The 20,880-nt window shown below is 37.2% G+C and carries 17 protein-coding genes; 3 read left to right on the top strand and 14 right to left on the bottom strand.

Translation table 11 applies throughout. The features are described from left to right. Nucleotides 1-31: 31 nt before the first annotated feature. Together ACZOVS_RS08085 and ACZOVS_RS08080 are read right to left on the bottom strand one after the other, a co-directional pair. A complete protein-coding gene (locus tag ACZOVS_RS08085) occupies nucleotides 32-1,231 on the bottom strand; it encodes a tyrosine-type recombinase/integrase (RefSeq protein WP_483996731.1) in 1,200 nt (399 codons plus the stop codon). Between the two features lies 1 nt (nucleotide 1,232). After that, entirely contained in the window at nucleotides 1,233-1,712 is a 480-nt protein-coding gene (locus tag ACZOVS_RS08080; RefSeq protein ID WP_483996730.1) for a hypothetical protein, read from the bottom strand. 21 nt (nucleotides 1,713-1,733) lie between these two features. Between ACZOVS_RS08080 and ACZOVS_RS08075 the strand changes: the two genes are divergently transcribed. After that, on the top strand, nucleotides 1,734-3,038 hold the full coding sequence (locus ACZOVS_RS08075; RefSeq protein WP_483996729.1) for an AAA family ATPase: 1,305 nt from the start codon (nucleotides 1,734-1,736) through the stop codon (nucleotides 3,036-3,038). 378 nt (nucleotides 3,039-3,416) lie between these two features. On the opposite strand, the gene ACZOVS_RS08070 is transcribed toward ACZOVS_RS08075, so the two are convergent. Genes ACZOVS_RS08070 through ACZOVS_RS08055 form a run of 4 tightly spaced genes read right to left on the bottom strand, consistent with a single transcriptional unit; the run spans nucleotide 3,417 to nucleotide 9,486 of the window. Further along, nucleotides 3,417-5,840 (bottom strand): GmrSD restriction endonuclease domain-containing protein, encoded by a 2,424-nt coding sequence (locus tag ACZOVS_RS08070; protein WP_483996728.1) that lies wholly within the window; start codon nucleotides 5,838-5,840, stop codon nucleotides 3,417-3,419. Nucleotides 5,841-5,848: 8 nt separating this feature from the next. Continuing rightward, a complete protein-coding gene (locus ACZOVS_RS08065) occupies nucleotides 5,849-7,840 on the bottom strand; it encodes a DUF262 domain-containing protein (RefSeq protein WP_483996727.1) in 1,992 nt (663 codons plus the stop codon). A 56-nt stretch (nucleotides 7,841-7,896) separates the two neighbouring features. Next, nucleotides 7,897-9,162 carry a type II toxin-antitoxin system HipA family toxin gene (locus tag ACZOVS_RS08060; protein ID WP_483996745.1) on the bottom strand — a complete coding sequence of 422 codons (1,266 nt, stop codon included), beginning with the start codon at nucleotides 9,160-9,162 and terminating at the stop codon, nucleotides 7,897-7,899. A gap of 3 nt (nucleotides 9,163-9,165) precedes the next feature. Continuing rightward, on the bottom strand, nucleotides 9,166-9,486 hold the full coding sequence (locus tag ACZOVS_RS08055; RefSeq protein WP_483996726.1) for a helix-turn-helix domain-containing protein: 321 nt from the start codon (nucleotides 9,484-9,486) through the stop codon (nucleotides 9,166-9,168). A 269-nt stretch (nucleotides 9,487-9,755) separates the two neighbouring features. Here ACZOVS_RS08055 and ACZOVS_RS08050 point away from each other — a divergent pair, with 269 nt between their 5' ends. Then, complete coding sequence (locus ACZOVS_RS08050; protein WP_483996725.1) at nucleotides 9,756-9,929, top strand: hypothetical protein; 174 nt, start codon at nucleotides 9,756-9,758, stop codon at nucleotides 9,927-9,929. Between the two features lie 499 nt (nucleotides 9,930-10,428). Here ACZOVS_RS08050 and ACZOVS_RS08045 read toward each other — a convergent pair whose 3' ends face one another. Both ACZOVS_RS08045 and ACZOVS_RS08040 read right to left on the bottom strand, forming a co-directional pair. Beyond that, nucleotides 10,429-11,400, bottom strand: a complete 972-nt coding sequence (locus ACZOVS_RS08045; RefSeq protein WP_483996724.1) for a S1 family peptidase — start codon at nucleotides 11,398-11,400, stop codon at nucleotides 10,429-10,431. 87 nt (nucleotides 11,401-11,487) lie between these two features. Beyond that, the gene (locus ACZOVS_RS08040; protein WP_483996723.1) at nucleotides 11,488-13,053 is read right to left on the bottom strand and encodes a hypothetical protein; all 1,566 of its coding nucleotides are present in this window, start codon (nucleotides 13,051-13,053) and stop codon (nucleotides 11,488-11,490) included. Nucleotides 13,054-13,648: 595 nt separating this feature from the next. Between ACZOVS_RS08040 and ACZOVS_RS08035 the strand changes: the two genes are divergently transcribed. Next, complete coding sequence (locus ACZOVS_RS08035; RefSeq protein ID WP_483996722.1) at nucleotides 13,649-14,005, top strand: NifB/NifX family molybdenum-iron cluster-binding protein; 357 nt, start codon at nucleotides 13,649-13,651, stop codon at nucleotides 14,003-14,005. Nucleotides 14,006-14,080: 75 nt separating this feature from the next. Here the strand turns inward: ACZOVS_RS08035 and ACZOVS_RS08030 are convergent, their stop codons facing one another. Genes ACZOVS_RS08030 through ACZOVS_RS08005 form a run of 6 tightly spaced genes read right to left on the bottom strand, consistent with a single transcriptional unit; the run spans nucleotide 14,081 to nucleotide 20,624 of the window. Continuing rightward, nucleotides 14,081-16,843, bottom strand: coding sequence for a calcium-translocating P-type ATPase, PMCA-type (locus ACZOVS_RS08030; protein WP_483996721.1), 2,763 nt, complete (start codon nucleotides 16,841-16,843; stop codon nucleotides 14,081-14,083). A 49-nt stretch (nucleotides 16,844-16,892) separates the two neighbouring features. Beyond that, entirely contained in the window at nucleotides 16,893-17,468 is a 576-nt protein-coding gene (locus ACZOVS_RS08025) for a hypothetical protein (protein WP_483996720.1), read from the bottom strand. 12 nt (nucleotides 17,469-17,480) lie between these two features. Then, nucleotides 17,481-18,410 (bottom strand): hypothetical protein, encoded by a 930-nt coding sequence (locus ACZOVS_RS08020; RefSeq protein ID WP_483996719.1) that lies wholly within the window; start codon nucleotides 18,408-18,410, stop codon nucleotides 17,481-17,483. A gap of 4 nt (nucleotides 18,411-18,414) precedes the next feature. Continuing rightward, nucleotides 18,415-19,110 carry a hypothetical protein gene (locus ACZOVS_RS08015; protein WP_483996718.1) on the bottom strand — a complete coding sequence of 232 codons (696 nt, stop codon included), beginning with the start codon at nucleotides 19,108-19,110 and terminating at the stop codon, nucleotides 18,415-18,417. A gap of 1 nt (nucleotide 19,111) precedes the next feature. After that, on the bottom strand, nucleotides 19,112-20,089 hold the full coding sequence (locus ACZOVS_RS08010) for a DUF6175 family protein (protein ID WP_483996717.1): 978 nt from the start codon (nucleotides 20,087-20,089) through the stop codon (nucleotides 19,112-19,114). Between the two features lie 22 nt (nucleotides 20,090-20,111). Next, nucleotides 20,112-20,624: a hypothetical protein gene (locus ACZOVS_RS08005; RefSeq protein WP_483996716.1), complete on the bottom strand. Its 513-nt coding sequence runs from the start codon at nucleotides 20,622-20,624 to the stop codon at nucleotides 20,112-20,114. Between the last annotated feature and the right edge of the window lie 256 nt (nucleotides 20,625-20,880).

Below are 20,880 nucleotides of genomic sequence, written 5' to 3'. Positions count from 1 at the left end.
TTTTTACTAAACAATTTTCATGCCTGTCCTGTTATAAGTCTTTCAGAATAAGTCCGTTCGCCTTATCCACCACATTCGTGTCAAGCGAAGCAAGATAGATGCGTGTCGTTTCTTCTGAATCGTGCCCCATACCTTCACTAATGACTGCAAGAGGGATATTTTTGCTTTTAGCGATACTTGCCCAGGCATGTCTTGCACAGTACATGCTCAACGGATGAACCAAACCGACTAAACGGGCTATCTCTTTCAATGCAATGTTTACACGAGAGATGGCATTTCTGTACTGTATCCGTTCATCGGTACATCGGGTGATTATTGGCAATAGATATTGCATGTCAGAATAACTTTCATACTTATTTACAATCTCTCCCATACACTTTTCCCATTTAACGGTGAGTTGCCGGCTAGTTTTTTTTCTCCTGTATGTCAGAATACCATTTTTCAAATCCGATTTTCTCAGATATGCCATATCAACAAATGACATTCCACGGGTGTAGAACGAAAAAAGGAACATATCCCTTGCATAATCAAGATGCGGCTTCAATGTCAGATCAAGTTCCTTGATATATTTGATGACTTTTAGAGGAACAGCACGTTTCACTGTCTTGTCAATGCCTGTATAAACATGTCTAAACGGGTACTTCTGTTCAATCAGTTCTTTTTCCACGGCACGGTTATACACGGCACGCAAAATACGCATATAAAATGAAACTGTGTTGGGACAGATTTCTTTGCTTTTCAGCCATGCCTCATATAGCATCATCATATCGCTATCAATTTCACAAAGAAGGATATCTTGTCCATAGCGAAACTTCATGAAACTGTTCAATGCCGCTGTATAAGTTTCTGATGTCCGTATTTTGTTCAATAATTCTAATTGTTTGATGATGCCCTGCATAAAATTAAAAAATGACTGTTCATCCACCCTGTTTTGAAAGGCAACTATAATATCATTCGCTGTATATGTACTTTTTCGGTTATCCAGTTGGTGGATAATCATGTCCAGCCGTTTCAGATCCCATTCCATGCGTTCCTGCAAGGAAAGGAGCAGATTGCTTCGCTCCGAACGACCGACAAAGATACAGCTTCCGGCTTCGTTCCATTCATCCGTAAATATCCGGTAATCCGTCTTTAGCTGACGGATTACACGGTTCTGGATAATCTGATAATAGATGGTTCCTTCCTTTCCCTCTATGGTGGAAGGTCTGAATTTTACTTTCACACTGGCCATATCAATCGGATTCAGATTTTACCTGTAATTTAAGTTTCTCCTGTATCAGGCTGTCGGAAACAGCTTTCAGCTCGTTTTCATACCCGTCAGCCTGTTTTCTAACCCATTCGATGGCCTTCTCGTCACGATGGATGTCAAAAACCTTGTTCAACCAGAGAATATCTTCCGAAGTACACCCACTCCAGGAACGGATGGCACGGAACTTCAGGGCATCGTCTGCATATTGCCGGTTAGACTGCCAAAGTCTGATATTTCCCCATAAGGACAGGCTGCATACCACGCCCATTCCGACTAAAAGAGAAAATACTTTACTTGACCTGATGTCAAAACTATGCCGGTGAATATGCCTTACGCATGTTGGAATCACTTCTTCTGCCTGTCCGTCAGTAGGTGTTCCGGCTTTCTGTTCCAGTTTCCCGTTTATCATCTCAATCTTGTTCTTGATTTCTTCAAACAAAACATATACATTGTCTTTTTCCATACTTTACCATCTTATTTTACGTTGGATTTAGTTAACTTTAATCTTTCTTTAGCAAAGGAAAGAGAGATACGTAAAAGTGTTATCAATGAGCTTAACGAACTAGTGAAAAAATATGGTGCTATCTTATCTGATAAGAGTTTTTTTGAATGGTTCACCAGTTTAGACACTAAAGATATCATTATAGGATCTGAATACATAGAGCAAGTAAAAGGCATTGTAGACCAATTTGCTAAAATTGTTGCAACAAAACATACTGAATTAATAGAGGAGCTTAAATTGAAAATAAATGATCTCAAGTTATCTATTGATAATTGGAAAGCAAAAGATACGGAATACCAGCAAAAAATTGATGCAAAGAGAGAAGAATTGGAAACAAAGGGTATTCCTTTTGATCTTGGCAAAATAAATAAAATAATAAATGACAGCATGACTTATGCCAAGAAACTCAAGGAAATAGAGGATAAAGAAAAAATATTGAAGGAGAAGCTAAAAGAAAGAAGAGAATTGGTTAAAGAACGAATATCGATATCGTCTACACGTAAAATGACTCATGATGTATTTGCCACAACTATTAGTAACAGTCTTAAAAATAATGTTGATGAATTTTTTATAACACTAAAGTATGCTGAAGAAAAGTACACGACAACATTTAGAGATTTATTATTGGGGATTACTCAATGGAGAAAAACAAAACTGGATGCTATTCTTAAAAATGTAACACCGCTCAAACTCGCAGAATTTGCGATTAAAAAAGATTTCTCTTTTATGGACAACTTGAAAGATGAAAATGGTAATAGCGTATTTAGTTTGGAAGACAAAAATGTTTTTTTAGCCAAATGCCTAGAAAATTATCGGTATGAAGAGTTTGAAAGTGAATTTTTTGATGACCTTCCGACAATTACTGTTGCCAAGAAAATTACAGATGACACAGGTGTCGAACGGTATATTACACGTTCCTTGTATCAACTATCAATGGGACAACAACAATCTATCCTTTTAGCAATATTATTACAATCAGATAGTAAAAAGCCATTATTGATAGATCAACCTGAGGACAATCTGGACAGTGAGTTTATCTATAAGTCGATTGTACGTAATCTTCGCAGAATAAAAGAGTATAGGCAAGTTATTATAGTTACTCATAATGCAAATATTGCCGTTTTAGGAGATGCAGAATTGATAATCCCATTAAAAAGTACACACTCCAATTCTATGATAATGGATCGTGGATCAATTGATAATGAAAAGACGAGAGTTCTTTGTTGTGAGATTTTGGAAGGTGGAAAGCGGGCTTTTAAAAAAAGGCAGGAAATTTATAATATTTAAATATAATCTTATTTTAACGAGGGCACGAGTCTGAGTTTGCCCTCGTTAATTTTGTTATAGAATTTGTTTTACGCATTAGATTAGCAAAATCACATGATTAGTGAATCATTACCATAAATCTGACTGGCAGTCATAATTGACATATAGTTACAAACAAGATAGAGGTAAAAAATGATGAAAAGATTTCTGGGCTTAATATGGTTTCTCGTAAGAACAGCACGCTCAGGGTGAGTCTTTTATTTTATAGTGATATATCTTATTACTCTAATAAAACGAGATTAGATACTGTTCCAAAAATGTATTTGGAAAGTCAACATCCGTTTGCTCCCTTTATACACCTTTTGAAACAGTATCATTTTTTCTAAAAAATCATATCTTTTATGATATAGCTTCTAAAAAATTAAGTGCAGTCTGTATACGGTCTTTACCGGGGAGATCAAGAAGCACAAGACCGTCAAAACTGAAGATATTTTCAGCATCCCTAAAACCAACAGCATTTCCTTCAGTATCTGAAATAACCTCAAAACGATTTTCAAACTTTCTCGCAACCTTCTGTCTTTTATCCTGTATGCCAATCTTCCAGCCTTTTGGATAGCATTCCATATACATGGCATCAGAATCCGAACCCTCAGTCCTTATGTACAATGCCCCATGTTCTGTATTGTCACTCCAATCACTGAGTTCATATTCATTACTTCCTTTTGCTTCATAGAGTTTACGTACAGTGTAGGCATATGGGTCAGTATTATAACCCTGCCATGGTTTCGTTTTTGAAGATTTAATGGTCCACACAGTAAATTCATTATCTACATCATGCCTGAAATAATGGCGCATCACACCTTCGTTATTTGCTTCTACAAATTCTTTATAGTTCATCATATAATAGGCCATGCTGTCATAAAAATAACATATAGGACTATCACCGTTCATCAAATGCGTAAAAGCTTCAAGAGCATTGTCAAACCCTCTGTCATCTTTACCTATAGTAAAGATATAATCCCATCTTCCCGTCATACCGTAGAACCAACAGTCCACATATGGTCTGATACCCTTGAAACCGCAGCTTGCAAGTCTCTGGATCCTTTCTGTGTCACTTATGGCCCAGAATTCATAGAACCTTTTAATGTAACTTTCCGTATCAGTGCAACTTACAATGGAAGGCATCAGAAGCCCGAATGAATAATAAAGAGGTCGGCATGTAGACAATTCCCTGATAATATCGAAATTTGGCGTACCATACAATCTGGCTTTAACTCGTTCATCCTCAAGCGATTTATCCGTAGTTTCCAGCAAAGTCTCAAACATATTGGCTGCAGCAGAAAGTTTATTCGAAATAACGTCTGCTTCATGGAAATCCGACAAACGGGCATTTGCTCCAACCTGATATCCATTCGTAAGACGCTGTCTCATACCCCTTACCCAACCGGTCATAACACGCAAGTAATCTGTAGAAGCTACCATGTCAGAATTCGGCAGCAGTTCCTCCGGATGAGAAAGCATCCACTGTAAGAAACTCCACAGGACTATCTGATATGTAATATCCATATCAGTCCCCATTTCCAGACATGTTGAAACAAGGTCTATATTACAGTCAAACAGGTTGACCTTATGTCTCTCCACCTCTTTCTCCAGACGTTCGGTAGAAGAAGTTGCAATAAAATAACGCGACATGAAAGTACCAAAATCCCCACACTTACTGTAGATATCCACAAGAAGATCAAGAATCCTGAACAGTTTTATCACATTCTCCTCCTCCTTATACACTTCAATCCTTGAACTGTCTATTTCATGAGCATAAAGATCCTTCATGTTTTTCAGTCCGCTGTTCTTGTAAACAGACTCTGCATCCGGCATAGCGGCAAACATAAGGAACTGCGACACATAGTCAAGCAGGTTCATAAACCATTCATCAATGGACGGATACAGGATTTTCTTCTTTTCCTCCTCGCTTTTTGCATTCCAGCATTTGTATGCTCTCGGCCAGAGTATATCACACCAGTCATGTTCTATTGAATATTCAAAGTATTCTTCCAAGGTAGGCGTATCCGGTATCCCTGGAATATTCCTGAACGGATACTTTACGTCCTTGAAATTTTTACCAAGAAAATCTTCGAATTCCGCTTTCCAGTTTTCGAATGGTGTAAGCAGTTTACCTCTGGCATTCATCTTGACATACAAGTCATCATTTAGGTCCAAGTTCTCCATGTCAAGGCTCTCAAACTCAAAAGGAGAATCATTGAAGAACGTTTCCGCCATATCCTCTATATGGTCTTTATATCTCTCAGAGCCAAGTAAGGAATCAGCCTTGTCAAGAAATTCAAGCATGGAATTTATAGAAGAATCCAGTTTCCAGGATTCAGAAAACCATCCGGGAACATTCTTGATGTAATCGGATATCGGGGCTCCAAGATTTTCCGGCAGTTTGAATTCACGCATAAGTTTGCAGAACTGTTCTGTTGACGGACGTGAAGTATATGTAAGCGGCTTCAGACAATCTGAATATTTAAGGTCGCACTTCTGGTTCAGCAGCCAACCTATAAGAGCAAGCGTGGTAAGCCTCTGCTGGCCGTCCACCGGCTGAAAATACGATTCAGACGGTTTTGTCATATCCGTAGAGCCATATATGAAATGTAGTTCACACGTTTCACGGTTCAGCAGGGCATCAAGCAGTTTCTTGATGAACTTGTCACGTTTCTCGAAGTTCACATCCGCCCCCTGTACGTAGTCACGTTGAATGATAGGGATAGCCACACCGTTCCTGCCGGCGAACTTATTGTATTTTTCAGTATTCTTGTTGAGCATATTCTTGTTTATTTTGAGGTGTAATAATTATATACGTCATTAATGACTCTAAAATAGTTGTTCCTGTCTTCTGGACGCCATAAGCGCATATCACCAGGAGAGCATCTTGAATACTCTTTACAGAACACCTTACGTGTTGCCGGTGGCGCATAAGTACCATTGGTCTTGGACGGATTGGAAACGTCACAGCTGTCATGACGGTCCATAAGGATAGAGCGTTTCCTGTCCAACAGATAATTCTGCATTGCCGAATTTGTTTCTTTGTCAACCAGGGCCAGATTCCTGATACTATGCATCTCTTCCGGTTTTATCCCAGCTAGATCTCCGAAAAATCGGTCCAAGATTATGGCATTTCGGCTCAGTTCGTTATGGTTGTAATCATCGGAAAATATTTTTTTATCAGATGTAAGAGACTTCAAAACACTGATAGCCTTCTCTACTTCCTGTTTCTTATCGGTTATTCTCCTGTCCATGGAATCAGAATCCGGACTATCAGATACATCATTTTGGAGCAAGGCACGTAATTCAGCATCATCAAGTTTGTTGAAATCCTCACTTCTCCTTTCAAACCACATTCTGAAATCCTCGAAACCAATGTCGGATGTAATGTTCTGCGGATGGATATGTTCAAGTGATGTCACATTGAATATCTCAAACAGATGAAAAGCAAACCTCTTTTCCTCTGTATTATCATTGATTGCTTCCTGTACATTGAGCAGTTTTAATACTCTTATTATGGCATCGTTGTTTTCATCATAACGGAGGCTTTCAAGAGTAATACCCTTACCCAGTCTGACCAGTCTGCCCACCTCCTTTTCAAGTCTGCCGGTAAACTGCGGTCTGTCTATAGGAGTTCCGTTTTCATCAACAGACATCTTATAGATATACTCGACGAAATCCCTGCGTTTCCGTTGCTTTCCGACTTGCAGTATACGGCAAAGCCCTATCAGATGATACCAATGCCTGTTAGAGTACCAGTTCGATACAAGATTGAAAATTATCTGTATTCTTTTCCATACGTCCTCTACCGTATCACTGCTATTGTCATTCCTCCTCAGATATTCATTGATTACCTGATAATTGAAGTCATCCCTGGAATTCTTGGATTCCTTGCGTTCCACAGGCCTGTTGCCATTCTCGTCAGTCATTTCATTGTTCAGTCTGTCTGCCACAAAATCCAGAACAAGTTCCATGTGAGACAATGTTCCGTCATTTGCTTCTGCCAGCATCGACCATAAATAAGGGTTCTGTAAAGCATGCTCCATTGCGTCCCACTCAAGCGCTCTGCGATATGATGCACCCCTGCTGTAATGCCCGGAAGAATTTGTATTCCTTTCCTGTAGCAGCAAAGCTTTGACAAGTTCCGTCGAAGTCAGTGGAATTTTGCCATAGTTCAGTTCACGGAAAGCTCTGTGAGCTTCCTTGCTGCCGATTTCGTACCATATTACTCGGACATCGTTTTGTTCCTCGTCCTCATCCGGAGGCATAGCAAAGATATCCCGGATTTTTCCCTTATATCTGTCATGCCCGTCCCTAGAAAACCAATCTACAATTGTAGAATACGCTTTCTTCACATAGAAATTGTCTATGTTGTCAATATATTTCTTATCATCCTCCATGAATTCAAGTTTGGCCAGATATTCATTCTGTATATCCCTGCTGGGGAGAGAGAACTCATATACGGGGTATTTATAATCACTGTTCTCCGACAGATAATGCATAAGGATATATATCGTTGTAAGACGTTGCTGGCCATCGACAACAAAATATGTATCTGCATTCTCCGGATGACTTACCACTGTAATGGGCTGAAGACAATAGTACGGTTCACGACCTTCGTTATTACGGTTTCTTTTTGATTTCAGAGATTTTACGAAATCCAGCAGGTCATCTAGGAGTTCCTCTACCTGGCGTGATTCCCAACGATATCCGCGCTGATACGGCGGTATAATGAAATGCATTTTTAGCAATTCATGAAACGGTTTTGGTACAAGAGACATATAATATAGTTTTTAATAGTTGATTATTTATTTGATCTTATGAATTTATTTTTATATTAATACTTAGGACTATATAATCCTATTTTGTCGTTCAAAAATTGTATAGAACATATTTTGTTTATACCCAATCGTGTTGCCAATGTCCGCCATTCCTTGACGGCATCTACAGCTTCGCTAATGATTTGCTTGGCTGTCTGTTTCTGGAGCATATATTCCTCACAGGAATTCAGCAATTCATTCAAATCCGATTTATTGGTATAGCTGTTAATTAACAGACTCTGATACTCATTCAGCGTTGGATTCATATCGTAAGCCGGAGTCAAAGTCCACCCCTTGGCAGTTAGAAGAAAACCGTGATTGCGGAAATGGTCATCGCTATTCCCAATGCAGATATTGAATGCAACCCTGCGATACAGTTCTTGCAGATTATCCTCCACGTTGGTACAGTTCTGAAGTATGAAATCGACAATATCCAGATAGCCATGGCCGGTATTGGCATTATCACCATCATTTAAGCCCAAAAGAGTCATAGCTGAAGCAAAGTGTATGCGTTTACCGTCTTCCTTCCTGTCAAATCGTCGGGAAAGCAATGTATGATATTTGTCGTTTGTGAAGATTACTCTTGTCTCTGCTGCGTGTATGCCGGCCTTCTTTGCCAATAGGTGTGAGAAATGTTCCCAAAGCCCAATATCATAATCATCTTTGCGGGACGGGAACTTTGCTATATTCAGGATCTTGTTCTCATCAATTACGCTTGCCTTTGGACGCGCCCCGCCAAGGGATGAACCAGGCTGTACCAGTTGAGCAATCCAACGCATTTCAGGTAACCTGTTCTCATCTTCACTTTTCTCTATTTCGGAACTAGCTGCAATCAACTCACGAATATCTGTCAGTGGTGGTATGCGCAAGATTTCGCTTGCATTAATATAATCTCCATTTATAGACTCCTTGAAACGGAAAGCACCCATTCGGAAAAAATCATCAATACCATTCAAAAAATCAAAGGAAGACAATCTACGTACAGGTCGCCTCTCTTCCATCGCTGCAATTTGTTCATGTCGCAACAATAGCGTTCGTCCCCAACGATCCGGCAAAGCATCCGAAAAACATCCGAACATATCTTTCTCCGGTTGCGTATATTGTTGTCCCGGATAACTATTGAGGTCATCACTCAAGAACAAATCTCCGTGTTTCTTCAGCCACTCATCTGTAAAGGTAAAACAATAGCTGTCCGAGCCACGAAAAGATTCATAGACTAACTCTCCAACAAATTCTGTTTCCTTGAGCCAATCAAAATCGGCATAAACATATAACGTCTTCATCATTTACACCTTTTTTGAGGCACGTTCCCTATTCTTCAAACTTAAATCCTGCAAAGTTTTTCCTAACTTATCTTCTTTGGCCAGCCACATAATATCATCGTCAAGCTGCAAAGCATATAACACTCGCAAATAGATCCCGATTGCTACTGTCGGTACACCTTTTTCTATTCGGGACACAGTCAACGGAGAATATGTGGCACGTTCAGCCACCTGAGCCACACTCAGATTCCTGCGCAAGCGGGCCAGTTTAATTTGCTCTCCCACAACCGACATTTTCTGCTCCAACTTTCGGGGCAACTTAGTTCCCATTGTATTCTTTGACATATTAACTCATCATATAATATGCAAATATACTACTTTTTATCTATTTAATAATGTATTACAGGTAAAAATCTCAAGAATAGAAGATGTGATATTTAGTGGTTCTACACTTTTTCAAGCGAATCAGAATTCCTTTGTACACTTTTCCATCAAAATTGAAGCTTGAAATCTACACTTTTTTATGAAATCAGCAACTTTACTTTATCCCCGTATTCATATATACGTTCATTAAAGTAAAGTCAAAATAAGGGAAGAAAAGAGATGGCTGTGCTATGGCTAAATGGTTCCAGCCATTTTATCTTTTGGCTGCAAAATTTATGGGTGCTCCTGGTGCTATTAAACCCGAGCAAAACATCTCTTCAAGCAGACGCAATATTCCACAATTGGAACCCCAAAATATCCGTGAATCCATCCTCGATTTTACAGCCCGTCTGATACGATTCTGATATACTGCAAGCCTCCGGTAAAGTGCTGTTATTCTGGCTAAACATGGCTTGACGACGCCTGGATTATTGCTTGTACCATCGTCGCGTCCAGATTGCCCTGGATTTGCAATACTGTCCCTATCTGCGTGCGCATCTCTATGCTCATCGGACCGAATTCGTGTCCTGACTCTGTCTGTTTTCCTGCTTGTCAGCATCGGTTCCTGGCAACTATTGCCACGCACCAGCTGGAGAAACTCTCCTGCCGCCCACTCACCGGCCTCAACCTCGGTATATCTGCGTTTGCTTTCATAAAACCGCCACTCGGATATCCCGATTTCTTTCAGACGGCTCTTGTATGTGACTCCATGCTCATTGTGATATTGAACTATATCTACGATTTCTTCTCGTGTAAGCATTTTTTGCGTGAAGATACTTCGCATGGAATAAATTCGCTATATGCGCTTCACCGGTTGCCTACATTCCTTTGTGAGCATTACCAACATTAAAATCCTACCGAAACCTATGCTAATTCAGCATAATATTCCTCATTTAAAACCAACTGATAAATATCCGGATTTTTGATCAAATCATTTACATATTTAGAAGGGAGACAAATGCCATATCCCATAATATCATATCTTCCGCCATCTGAGCCGCCTTGACTATCAAATGGAATTTGAAATACCGTTCCAACAACATAACCTTCATTGTTAATAACAGGACATCCACTATTTCCTCCCTTTACTCTAGCTGTAATGACAAAGAAGTCAAGTTTTGACATATAAGAGCCAACTTCTGCAACAATTTGTCCTATGGATGCTTTTTGCCTTCCCTGTACATAACTAGCCACCGTTGCTGTTTCAGAAATAAGGACGGGATTAAGTCCAGGAATGGGAGGATACCCCATAGTTAATACATCGTTTAATATAAAAGGATCTTTGAGTTTAAAGGCTTTGATGTTGATCGGTACATTTCTTGATTTAATAATTGCGAGATCATAATCATTTAAATCTTCTCCTTTTGCGTACCAAACGGATTCTAATTCAACAGGACTATTATCTGGATAAAGAATATTAAAATACTCCAATCCTTTCACGCAGTGGGCAGCTGTTACAAACATATTATTTCCTATATAGTAGCATGTGCCCATATCTTCATCTCCAGTAGACCTATTTTTCCCGACTATTGGCAGGACAGAATTCTCAAAGTATCTTCTTGTATAAGCAAATCCGCGATACTTAAAATCATATAGCCCATAGACTAATTCTTGAATAAATTCTTCTGGATTTGAAGAGTTGACACTATCAACAGCAATGTATTGAGGATCAATTTTTAAAAAAGAAGCCTCTTTAACTTTTATCAACAGATTATCATCTTCCATCTGTTCGCATATCTTTAGGTATTCTTTTCCTATTGACATGTTTATTAAAGACATTCCTATTCCACGACTATCTGGCTCAGAAAAGCCAGGAATTGTCTCAAGAAATTCCATCAACGATGCAGAATTCTTATCTTTGTTTGGAAATTGATGAAAGAAATCGTATATCTTTAACTGTTTTCATTCTATGAATAATTAATATTAAATTAGACTCTTATAATAATCTGCTATAGCTTTCATGTATTCCTCTGTCAGCTTTGGATTTTCAGACCGGACTGTATTCTGCTGGTAAAGAGCTGAAATTTGGTCAATAGTTTTCATCAGAATTTGTGTGGCTTCTTTTATCATATCTGGGAGTTGTTCGTTTATTCTGTTGTTTTGTGAATAGAACTTATTTCTTGAATTGGATGTTACAAAGTGTCCATCAACCATATCTGGACTATAAATAATCACATCAGCAGGTTCTCCATTGACAGCAGTATAATAAACACTACTCCTTAAATCCCAAGGACCATTATGAACATACTCATTTCTGAATGTTTCAAACTTCCTTATTACTTCAGGATCTGTAAACAGCAATCCATTTTGTTTGAGAGATGGATCGATATTCTTAATATTAGGTTTATACATAGCCCTTTCTTTTTTGCAATGCATTTCCTTATACTTAGTGAAATCATATTGATCAAACATAAATTGCTCAACAGCTATTTTGGATAGAATATCAAAAATTGAAGTGAAAGATACAAATATACTATTTAACAATACATGAGCTTGTGTTTCGCGTTCACCTCCATGTCTTATTTGCAAAACGGATTCACATTCCTTTTTTATATAATCACGTTTGGCTGTTTTAATACGTTGATATGCAGCCTTTATTATATAATCATATAAAACCATTTTATTATTTCTACTATAATATTCCGAACAAAAAGATAATAATTGAATTATAATTTTATGTATTTCAATACACTTAGAATCCTTATATATTTTAGTTATTTCTTTTATTTTTTCTAACTGTTGTTCAGAAATTTCAAAGCGGTCTTTTTTAGAGTTTTTTAAGTTATTTTCTATTGTAGGTTGAACATTATTTGAAAACATATTTTGAACAGAAATATTTAAATAAGTCTTCTGTTCATGGTTTTCAAACTCAGCAGTACAAGTTTTTATATATTCACCAACTCCATAACATTTATTTGGTATTTTTTCTAATTGTTTTTGAGTATTATCATCTGTTACATTATCATTATCCGTTGTTGTATTTTCGTTTCGCAATGAAACAAAACCAACTACATTTTCTATTGAGGACTCTTCTTTTAACATCTGGACAATCTGTAAAATCATTTCATATTCTTTTTTTGAAGAATCATATTTTATGTCCCCTAATCGTATATTTGCAAACTTTAATATATAATCGTATAAATTTGATATATATATATTCTTTCTTTTATGCCAATACTCCATTTGAAGAGATCTTATTCCATGGATAACTTTATTCTTTTCGGAAATATCCAATTTATCCAACTCATTAACCACTGCCTGTAATTTTTCACCTTGTCTTTTACTGATATCAAGATAATCTTTTGTATAATTGATATCATGAATATTTTTCGTTGAAATATTTCCAGAAATATTATCACTAATTTTTTTATTATCCTGCTCAAATTTCACAATAATCAGTCCAATTATAGCCACAACAATGATAAAAGGTAACAACTTGTACACCAATAATGCAATAATTGCCAGTATATAGTAGAAACTTTTCTTCATTCGTTTAGTTACATCTTTCTTTCAAGAAAGTGCAAATATATGAATAATAATAAATAAAACAAATTATTTTTTAAATTAAAATCTTCTCTATTTTCAGTAAAGGAAGTTTAACTTTTTATGTAATTTTTTAAATCAGATCTTTTAATAGAAGTATTAGTACTCGAGATTATGATTCTACATATTTAATGAAAGCATCAGAAGAGACAGCCTATACTTGTGAGTGGCACTCCAAAAGTTTTTGTCCAACTTTTTTTTGGGGGGGTATTTCACCTGTCAGACATCCTCTAAATTTAGGTATAGATTTTGCGATTTTCTAATATCCAAAAATTCATACGCATGCAATATTTGTTCGAAATCATTTATCTAAACTATCCCTCCATAGTCGAACTTCATCATCTCTTTTTTTATTCAAGATTATTAAAAATTTCAACTTTTTTACTTTCATCATTATATACAACCTGAAACAATTTCCATGATTATTCAGAATACGAATGTCATTTTACAAGTCTTTTCGGTTAAAAACACACAATAAATTAATAATATCATTCAAGTCGATAAAATTGTGTAATTTTGCAGACAACTAATAAAAAATATCATGAAAATAGCAATTCCAACAAGAGACAATCATGTTGACAATCATTTCGGTCACTGTGCTTATTATACCATAATCACCACTGATGCCGACAACAACATTACGGGAGAAGAAATATTGGAGTCACCTGAAGGCTGCGGCTGTAAATCCAACATAGCCGGAATTTTAAATCAGATAGGCGTCAGCATCATGTTGGCCGGCAACATGGGACAAGGTGCTGTCAATAAACTTACAGAGAGTCATATAAAAGTAATAAGAGGCTGTTCAGGAGAAGTTAAGGATGTGGTACGCCGCTATCTTGCAGGTGAGATAACCGACAATGAACAGATATGCGACCATCACGACTGTTCCCATCATTAAAATTGTAATGCTTCGACATAAAAAATCCACGGCAAACATCATGTCGTGGATTTTTTGTCACTTGAAAACACAGTATCATTTTCTAATTTTAAACAATCTGAACACCTCACCTATTATCATCACCGGACTTGTTCCAATAATTATACAAAGCCAGTCATGCAAAGATATAGGTGTCACGCTGAACATCTCACCTCCAAAAGTAACAATAAGATACTGACCTATTGCTATTATGAACAATGCCAAAACGAAGCCTGACAGTGTTTCTTTCTTAAACAACCCGCAAAATGCAGACCTATTTGTATGGTAAGCCTTGGCATTGAAAAGATTCCAAAACTGTAAAAACACAAATATTGAGAATGTGAGAGACAACTCATAGGTCGTCAATCCATGAGCAGATATACTGAAATTAAAGAAATGCTGCAGATAAGTATTGAAATCGAAATCCAACAAAGACAATACATTTTCATGTTTGAAATACTGAACAAAACCGAACATCACAAGGACAAAAAATATTCCCATGCCAAATATACCGTATGCTATGGGCTTAGTAATGATATGAGCATTTTTGGAGCGTGGTTTTTCTTTCATAACGCTCTCTTCCGGAGGCAATGAAGCGAGAGCAAGAGCGGCGAAAGTATCCATTATAAGGTTTACCCACAACATCTGTGTCACTGTAAGAATCATCTCCGTACCAAGAAGGGCACCCAACAAAACAATAAGACAAGCAGCTACATTGATTGTCATTTGGAACAAGATAAAACGTTGAATGTTAAGATACAATGAACGTCCCCACATCACGGCGCGAGCTATGCTGCGGAACGAGTTATCCAAAATCGTAATATCACTCGCCTCCTTGGCGACTGTAGTACCATCACCCATAGAGAGTCCGACCTGAGCCGCTTTCAATGCCGGAGCATCATTGGTACCGTCACCGGTAACAGCTACCACTTCTCCTTCATTCTGCTGCAGACGTACAAGACGTTCTTTATCCATAGGTCTTGCACGAGACATTATCTTAATGAGAGGAATACGTTTTTTTGCCTCTTCATCGGTGAGAGCCTCGAAGTCCTTTCCGGCAATATGATTGATATTTCTGTCATCTTCAGGTTTCCACAATCCCAATTGACGGCCAATCTCGATAGCTGTACCCGGAGTATCGCCTGTTACTATCTTTACATTAATACCTGCTTCCATACAACTTTTCACAGCCTCAGCCACATCAGGACGTATTGGGTCGGCTATAGCAACTATGCCCAACAATACAAGATTATCAGCCACAAGATTATCGGTCATCGGATCAAACGACTGTTCTTCAGGGTTTCCGACCTTATAAGCGAAAGCCAACGTTCTCATAGCCTGACTTTGATATGCCAACAATTTCTCTTCGACTGCAGCCCTATAGGGAGCAATATCCACAAGACCATGTTCTGTTGCCACTTTGTTACAATGCTGAAGCACTATTTCAGGAGCACCTTTAACATAAAACATAGGTTTCTTGAAAGTAGGAGATTCCACTACAGTAGCCATAAACTTATATTTTGTAGAAAATGGCACCTGCTGGTACATTTTAACGTCTTCCCTATAATCCAAATAATTGACATTCTGTTTATTAAGCCAAAGCAACAAAGCACCTTCCGTGGGATTGCCGACTACTGTAATCTTTTTTGCATTCGACATATCTAAAAATGCAGTAGTATTGAGTGCAATGCTTTCTATCAGAAGACTACTGTATTCATCCTTTCCCAAAACATTATCTCGTAAGGAATATACGGTCATATCACTGACACTCATCTGGTTTTGTGTCAAAGTACCAGTCTTGTCGGTACAAATAACCGTTGTTGCACCCATTGTCTCGCAAGCGTGCATTTTTCTTACGAGGTTATTTGTTGACAACATACGTTTCATGCTGAGAGCGAGACTCAATGTGACGCTCATAGGCAGACCTTCAGGAACAGCGACGACAATGATAGTAACGGCAATCATCAAGGTATTAAGCAGATATCTTACAAATTCGAGCCAATTATCAACGCCATTAATAGCAAATCCATCTGTATCGAAGGAAAAATACATCACAAGACGCATAACAATTATGATACCTGCAATGAAATAACTTGCATAACTGATAATATTGCCGAGTTTTTCCAATTGTTGGTCGAGAGGTGTTTTTATATCATTTTCTATCTGAGAACCTTTATATACCTTACCCCATTCCGTGGCATCTCCTACTTTTTCAACCTTCATAATGCCGTGCCCGTCTATTATTTTACAACCACGCATCACCCGGTTGGATGGATAAGTAGCATCCGGGTCAAACTCGCTCTCTTCAATAGTTTTGCGAGCCATTGGTTCTCCGGTAAGGTCAGATTCATTAACCTGAAGGGCGAAAGCATCAAGAAGGACACCATCAGCAGGCACCTCATCGCCGGTTTCTATCATCACAATATCACCAACAACAATGTCCCTACGTTCCACAAGTGTGATATTGCCATCTCTTATGACTTTAACAGTCTCTTCGTCATTAACTTTATTTAAAACATCAAATTTTTTATTGGCACTAACCTCAAAAGCAAATCCGACACAAGTAGCCAACATCACTGCAACAAATATACCCATAGGTTCAAGAAAAACACTCAAACCTTCAGCATGAGTCAAAAACTGGTACAAAGACACCAATACCGACAACAACAAAGCAATAAGTAAAATCTTTATTATCGGGTCTTTAAACTTACCCATAAACTGTTTAAAAAGGGAATCTTTTTTTGGTGGTGTCAAAACATTTATACCGTATTTACTACGACTTTCTTCAACCTGCTCTTTAGTTAAACCTTTATATTTCATAAAAAAATCAAAAAAGTGTTGTTTTTATTTTAAGATTGTTGTTGCTAAATTAATTCCAATTTATAGGCACATCACGAAATTCCACCTCACAACCGTCGATATTAATAACCAAAGCATTAAATTTATGAACCTTGGAAGGCAATATTTTATCTCTCAAATAGAATTCCGCCTTAACCGGAATATTGGTTCTCGTATCAAACCTACGACTTGAAGCAGACACAATATTCCCTTCTGTATCATAACATTTGATATTATACACATTAATAGATTTGTTCACGTCAAGATTTGTTATCATGACAGAGAACTTTACTTCCTGCTGATAAGAATTGCCATCAACAGACACAAGTTCCACATCGAATTTATCCGGACAAGGATTGTTAATTTTTATCTTCTCTTCCACTTTGGGAGTTTCAATCACAATAATCTGCTGTTTCGGTTTCTCAACTAAAGGTTTTTCAACTTCTTTTTTCTTCTTGACAGTTTGTTCAAAAGGTTGGCTTTTCTTTTCAGTCAATTTAAGGACCTTATCATCTATTGTCTTATCAGACTGAGCCATTCCTTCAAAATGGAACAACAAAACAGCAGAAAACACTGCCATAAGGAATAATATTTTTCTTGTTTTCATATCTAATATAATTTAAAAATAAAACTTTTTTCTCAAATATCTTGAACCGAATTTAAACTGCACGGTAAGAGTATTGTCATCTTGGTCGTAACAATATTTATCATCATAGTTTACAATAAATTTGTCATTTTCGCACACTATATCTTTCACAGTAGCGCAATTCGACGTCACTTTTGGCAGTTTGGATGTTTTAAGAACAGTATTTCCATATTTCAATTGGAAAACAAGTCTTCCGGACTCATTCATCACCTCATTGAAAGAAATGTCATCATATATTTTGGAATAACGATTTATTATCGATTCCAATCTTGTACGTCTAAAGTCGTCTTTTTCCATTTCTCCCAGCAAGGCTCTCATTTGAGATATGGAGACATCAATATCTTCAATACTTTGAATATCAGATATTCCATCTTCAAAACCATCGATTTTGTCATCAATGGCTTTTTCCTGTTTATTGAACTCATCGATAAGTTCTCTTCTATCGAAATCATTGAAAGGGTACATGACATACAAATCATAATACTCTTCTTTAGTTTTACGGTTATAATAACGTTCAAGATAAGTCATTGCTTTAGAAAGAGATATACCTTGCAGCGCCGGTATCTTGGAAACTTTTGTCTTAACGTATGTGGACACCTGTTTCTCAAAATCGGATTCTTTTTCTTCAAGAGTATATTTGCTATTTGAGACTATTTCGCTTGACACCGTGACAGATATCGAAGAAGCCATTTCATTCAGCAAATAATTCAAAGCCTCTTTTTTAGCATCTTCGTATGACTCGGCACCCATTGCCTGTACGATGATATAACCTGAGGAGCTGCCGCTTTTTGTCCATTCAGGACGTTCCTTGCTACTTTGTTCAACGAGTTTGAACCCATTCTTTGATTGTCCCATTGCTATCAATGGAAGTACAAACAAAAAAATCAACAATAATCTTTTCATAATCTCAATTTTTTATCCAACTCACATCGGGATTTTCTTCCAACTGTTTTTTTGCATTGTTTATTTCCTCATCCGAAACATTTTGGAACAAGAGGCTACAGCTATTATAGCAATCCACATTGGATTTAGGTATAGCATTATATTCCACGAGAGCCTCCTTCAACATGCCACTATTAAGGTAAACCTCTATCTTGGCAGCTATTGTCTCGCATTCGGTACGGTAATACTCGTCTATTCTTTTCTTGGCCGTTATAAAAAGATTTTTAATTTTAGGGTCACGAGCCTGCAAAGAAGACAATGCTTTATGCACCGATTTTGTCAAAGTAGTGCCAAACCCTTTTTTATTAATGACTTCAGTTGCAAGAACAACCTCACGTGTCATATCCGCGAAATAGAGTGCTATTTCCACTTCTGTCAAATATTGTGGTGGCACTGACTCTGTAACATCTTCAGAGACAATTGTAACTATTGGCACCAATGCAAATTTATAACTATCAGATACTGAAGCAAGTCCATTCAAAGACACAGCCTGACTCAACCTATTGTACAATACTGTAGAAACATCTCCGTCAATATCTATTTCCGGTTCAAACACTTTAACCGGCACATCGGCCAACAAATCTTTAGAATTATCCTGAGCTGTCAACGTGATAGGAATCGACATCAAAACAGCAATAATCGACACTATAATCCTTTTCATATTATTTCTCTCCTATTATTAGCCAAACTTCACCCAAACCACGTTCATAAATCTTAGAATCCAAAAAGAACGGATCTTTTCTAAGAAAACTTCTCAAATCATTAACGAATTCACGAGCTCCAATGGCAGATTGTCTTCCTTTACGTTCTTTATAAAGAGGTATGCGAACCTGTTCATAGTTGATAAAATTCTCTGAAGCGCGTGTTCTCACTGGAGCATGATTTACAGTATAGTCTTGCATCCAATAATCTATTATGTCAACGAGTTCAAGTTCCTCATCTTCAAAGAAGTATTCAGTTTCAAAATTGACATCGAGATTATCCCAAACCTTAAGTTTCACGACTATTTCTCTGCCATTGACAGCCATATCTTCAAAATAAGCCATCAGTTGGTCAGAAAACGAATCTATATAATTCAGCACTGCAACTTCAAGCAACTGATTCACAGTAGCCGAAGCAGAAGGTTCTCCATCGCCTGAATTAGCGGCAATAACTTTGTTACTATATGCATCAACAGCTCTAAGGACGTATGTAATAAAACGTTGAGGACCTCTTGTCTTCACCATATAATCAAGGTCGAGAATAATATCCGGTTGAGCATTATTCTTCACCATATCGAGAGGAGTAGATTTAATAGAAGCACCGGATGATGAACTTGACAAAAGGCTCTCTTCTATTGAAGCGTTATTCATAGATTTCAGTGTCTGTTCCAAATCTTTCAGAGGGAAGCCGCGTTCAGCGAACAACTTCGACAATTCTGCTATTACAAGTCTCAGATCCTCACTATCAGCACTTTTAAAAATGCTGTTATAGTCAGATACATATCTCACAGCACCTGTTTCATCAGTAAATTCCTGCAAATAATTATTTCTGTCACAATACGAATCAGAAGGTATAACCATCAGAATCGGTTTTTTTGCCTGTCCCATAACAAAAATTGAGACCATCAACAACAAGCCAAGTAGTAGAACTCTTTTCATAGTAATTGTAATTTAATGTTTATTAAAACAAGAAATCAAGGCTTTTAGCATAGCCTTCTTTTATCATATACTCTTTAAGGTCATCATAAAGAATCTGAATATCAAGAGACACCATATAACCTTTTTTTATTTTTGAAGTTTTAGGCTGTCCGCTTTTATTCACAAAGCGAAGATATTTACCTCCTCTGCCCTTATTATCCTTAAGCATGAGGAAAGAAGAAAAAAAGTCTTCATTTTCAGGAGTAATTCCATTTTTTATGATAGCCGGTGTTTCTTCGGTACTGCCGGAGCCTTTAATACCTTTAAAAAGGCAATATGCCACAGCATCTCTTTTGGCTATCTCGACAGCCTGTTCCATTTTTTTACCTTTAGCAGTAACAGTCAGCACTTTGGTTCCGTCCTGTCCAACACCTTTCACTACAATCTCGCTATCGGAATTAAGACTGAACACGGATTTGTCCTGTGCATAAGACACTGTACAACAACAACATAACGTCACAAACAATAGTACATTAATAAATTTCATTTTTTTCATAAGATTTATATTTTTCAATAATCTTTGCAAATATAAACATTTTTCATCAACTTACAATTAAAATTTATAATTTTTAAACAAATCCATTATCTTTTTAAATATTTTCATATAAAATTTAATTTCGTATAATCAGGATTTTTAATAATATCTTATCATACAATAGTTCGTTAAAAATTAGCCAAGCCTAAGCGGCTCTGGCAGTAAATAAAATGAGTTCTTTGAAAAGTCTGTCAATTAACTGCGTGTCCGGTTCAAT

This window comes from Candidatus Limimorpha avicola (assembly GCF_056978975.1).
This window is presented reverse-complemented; position numbering and strand designations above follow the sequence as displayed.

Bases quoted from the DNA above. Each gene is read 5' to 3' on its own strand.
- ACZOVS_RS08085 (WP_483996731.1), bottom strand. From the start codon at position 1,231: ATGGCCAGTGTGAAAGTAAAATTCAGACCTTCCACCATAGAGGGAAAG.
- ACZOVS_RS08080 (WP_483996730.1), bottom strand. From the start codon at position 1,712: ATGGAAAAAGACAATGTATATGTTTTGTTTGAAGAAATCAAGAACAAG.
- ACZOVS_RS08070 (WP_483996728.1), bottom strand. From the start codon at position 5,840: ATGCTCAACAAGAATACTGAAAAATACAATAAGTTCGCCGGCAGGAAC.
- ACZOVS_RS08065 (WP_483996727.1), bottom strand. From the start codon at position 7,840: ATGTCTCTTGTACCAAAACCGTTTCATGAATTGCTAAAAATGCATTTC.
- ACZOVS_RS08060 (WP_483996745.1), bottom strand. From the start codon at position 9,162: ATGAAGACGTTATATGTTTATGCCGATTTTGATTGGCTCAAGGAAACA.
- ACZOVS_RS08055 (WP_483996726.1), bottom strand. From the start codon at position 9,486: ATGTCAAAGAATACAATGGGAACTAAGTTGCCCCGAAAGTTGGAGCAG.
- ACZOVS_RS08050 (WP_483996725.1), top strand. From the start codon at position 9,756: ATGGCTAAATGGTTCCAGCCATTTTATCTTTTGGCTGCAAAATTTATG.
- ACZOVS_RS08045 (WP_483996724.1), bottom strand. From the start codon at position 11,400: ATGGAATTTCTTGAGACAATTCCTGGCTTTTCTGAGCCAGATAGTCGT.
- ACZOVS_RS08040 (WP_483996723.1), bottom strand. From the start codon at position 13,053: ATGAAGAAAAGTTTCTACTATATACTGGCAATTATTGCATTATTGGTG.
- ACZOVS_RS08035 (WP_483996722.1), top strand. From the start codon at position 13,649: ATGAAAATAGCAATTCCAACAAGAGACAATCATGTTGACAATCATTTC.
- ACZOVS_RS08030 (WP_483996721.1), bottom strand. From the start codon at position 16,843: ATGAAATATAAAGGTTTAACTAAAGAGCAGGTTGAAGAAAGTCGTAGT.
- ACZOVS_RS08025 (WP_483996720.1), bottom strand. From the start codon at position 17,468: ATGAAAACAAGAAAAATATTATTCCTTATGGCAGTGTTTTCTGCTGTT.
- ACZOVS_RS08020 (WP_483996719.1), bottom strand. From the start codon at position 18,410: ATGAAAAGATTATTGTTGATTTTTTTGTTTGTACTTCCATTGATAGCA.
- ACZOVS_RS08015 (WP_483996718.1), bottom strand. From the start codon at position 19,110: ATGAAAAGGATTATAGTGTCGATTATTGCTGTTTTGATGTCGATTCCT.
- ACZOVS_RS08010 (WP_483996717.1), bottom strand. From the start codon at position 20,089: ATGAAAAGAGTTCTACTACTTGGCTTGTTGTTGATGGTCTCAATTTTT.
- ACZOVS_RS08005 (WP_483996716.1), bottom strand. From the start codon at position 20,624: ATGAAAAAAATGAAATTTATTAATGTACTATTGTTTGTGACGTTATGT.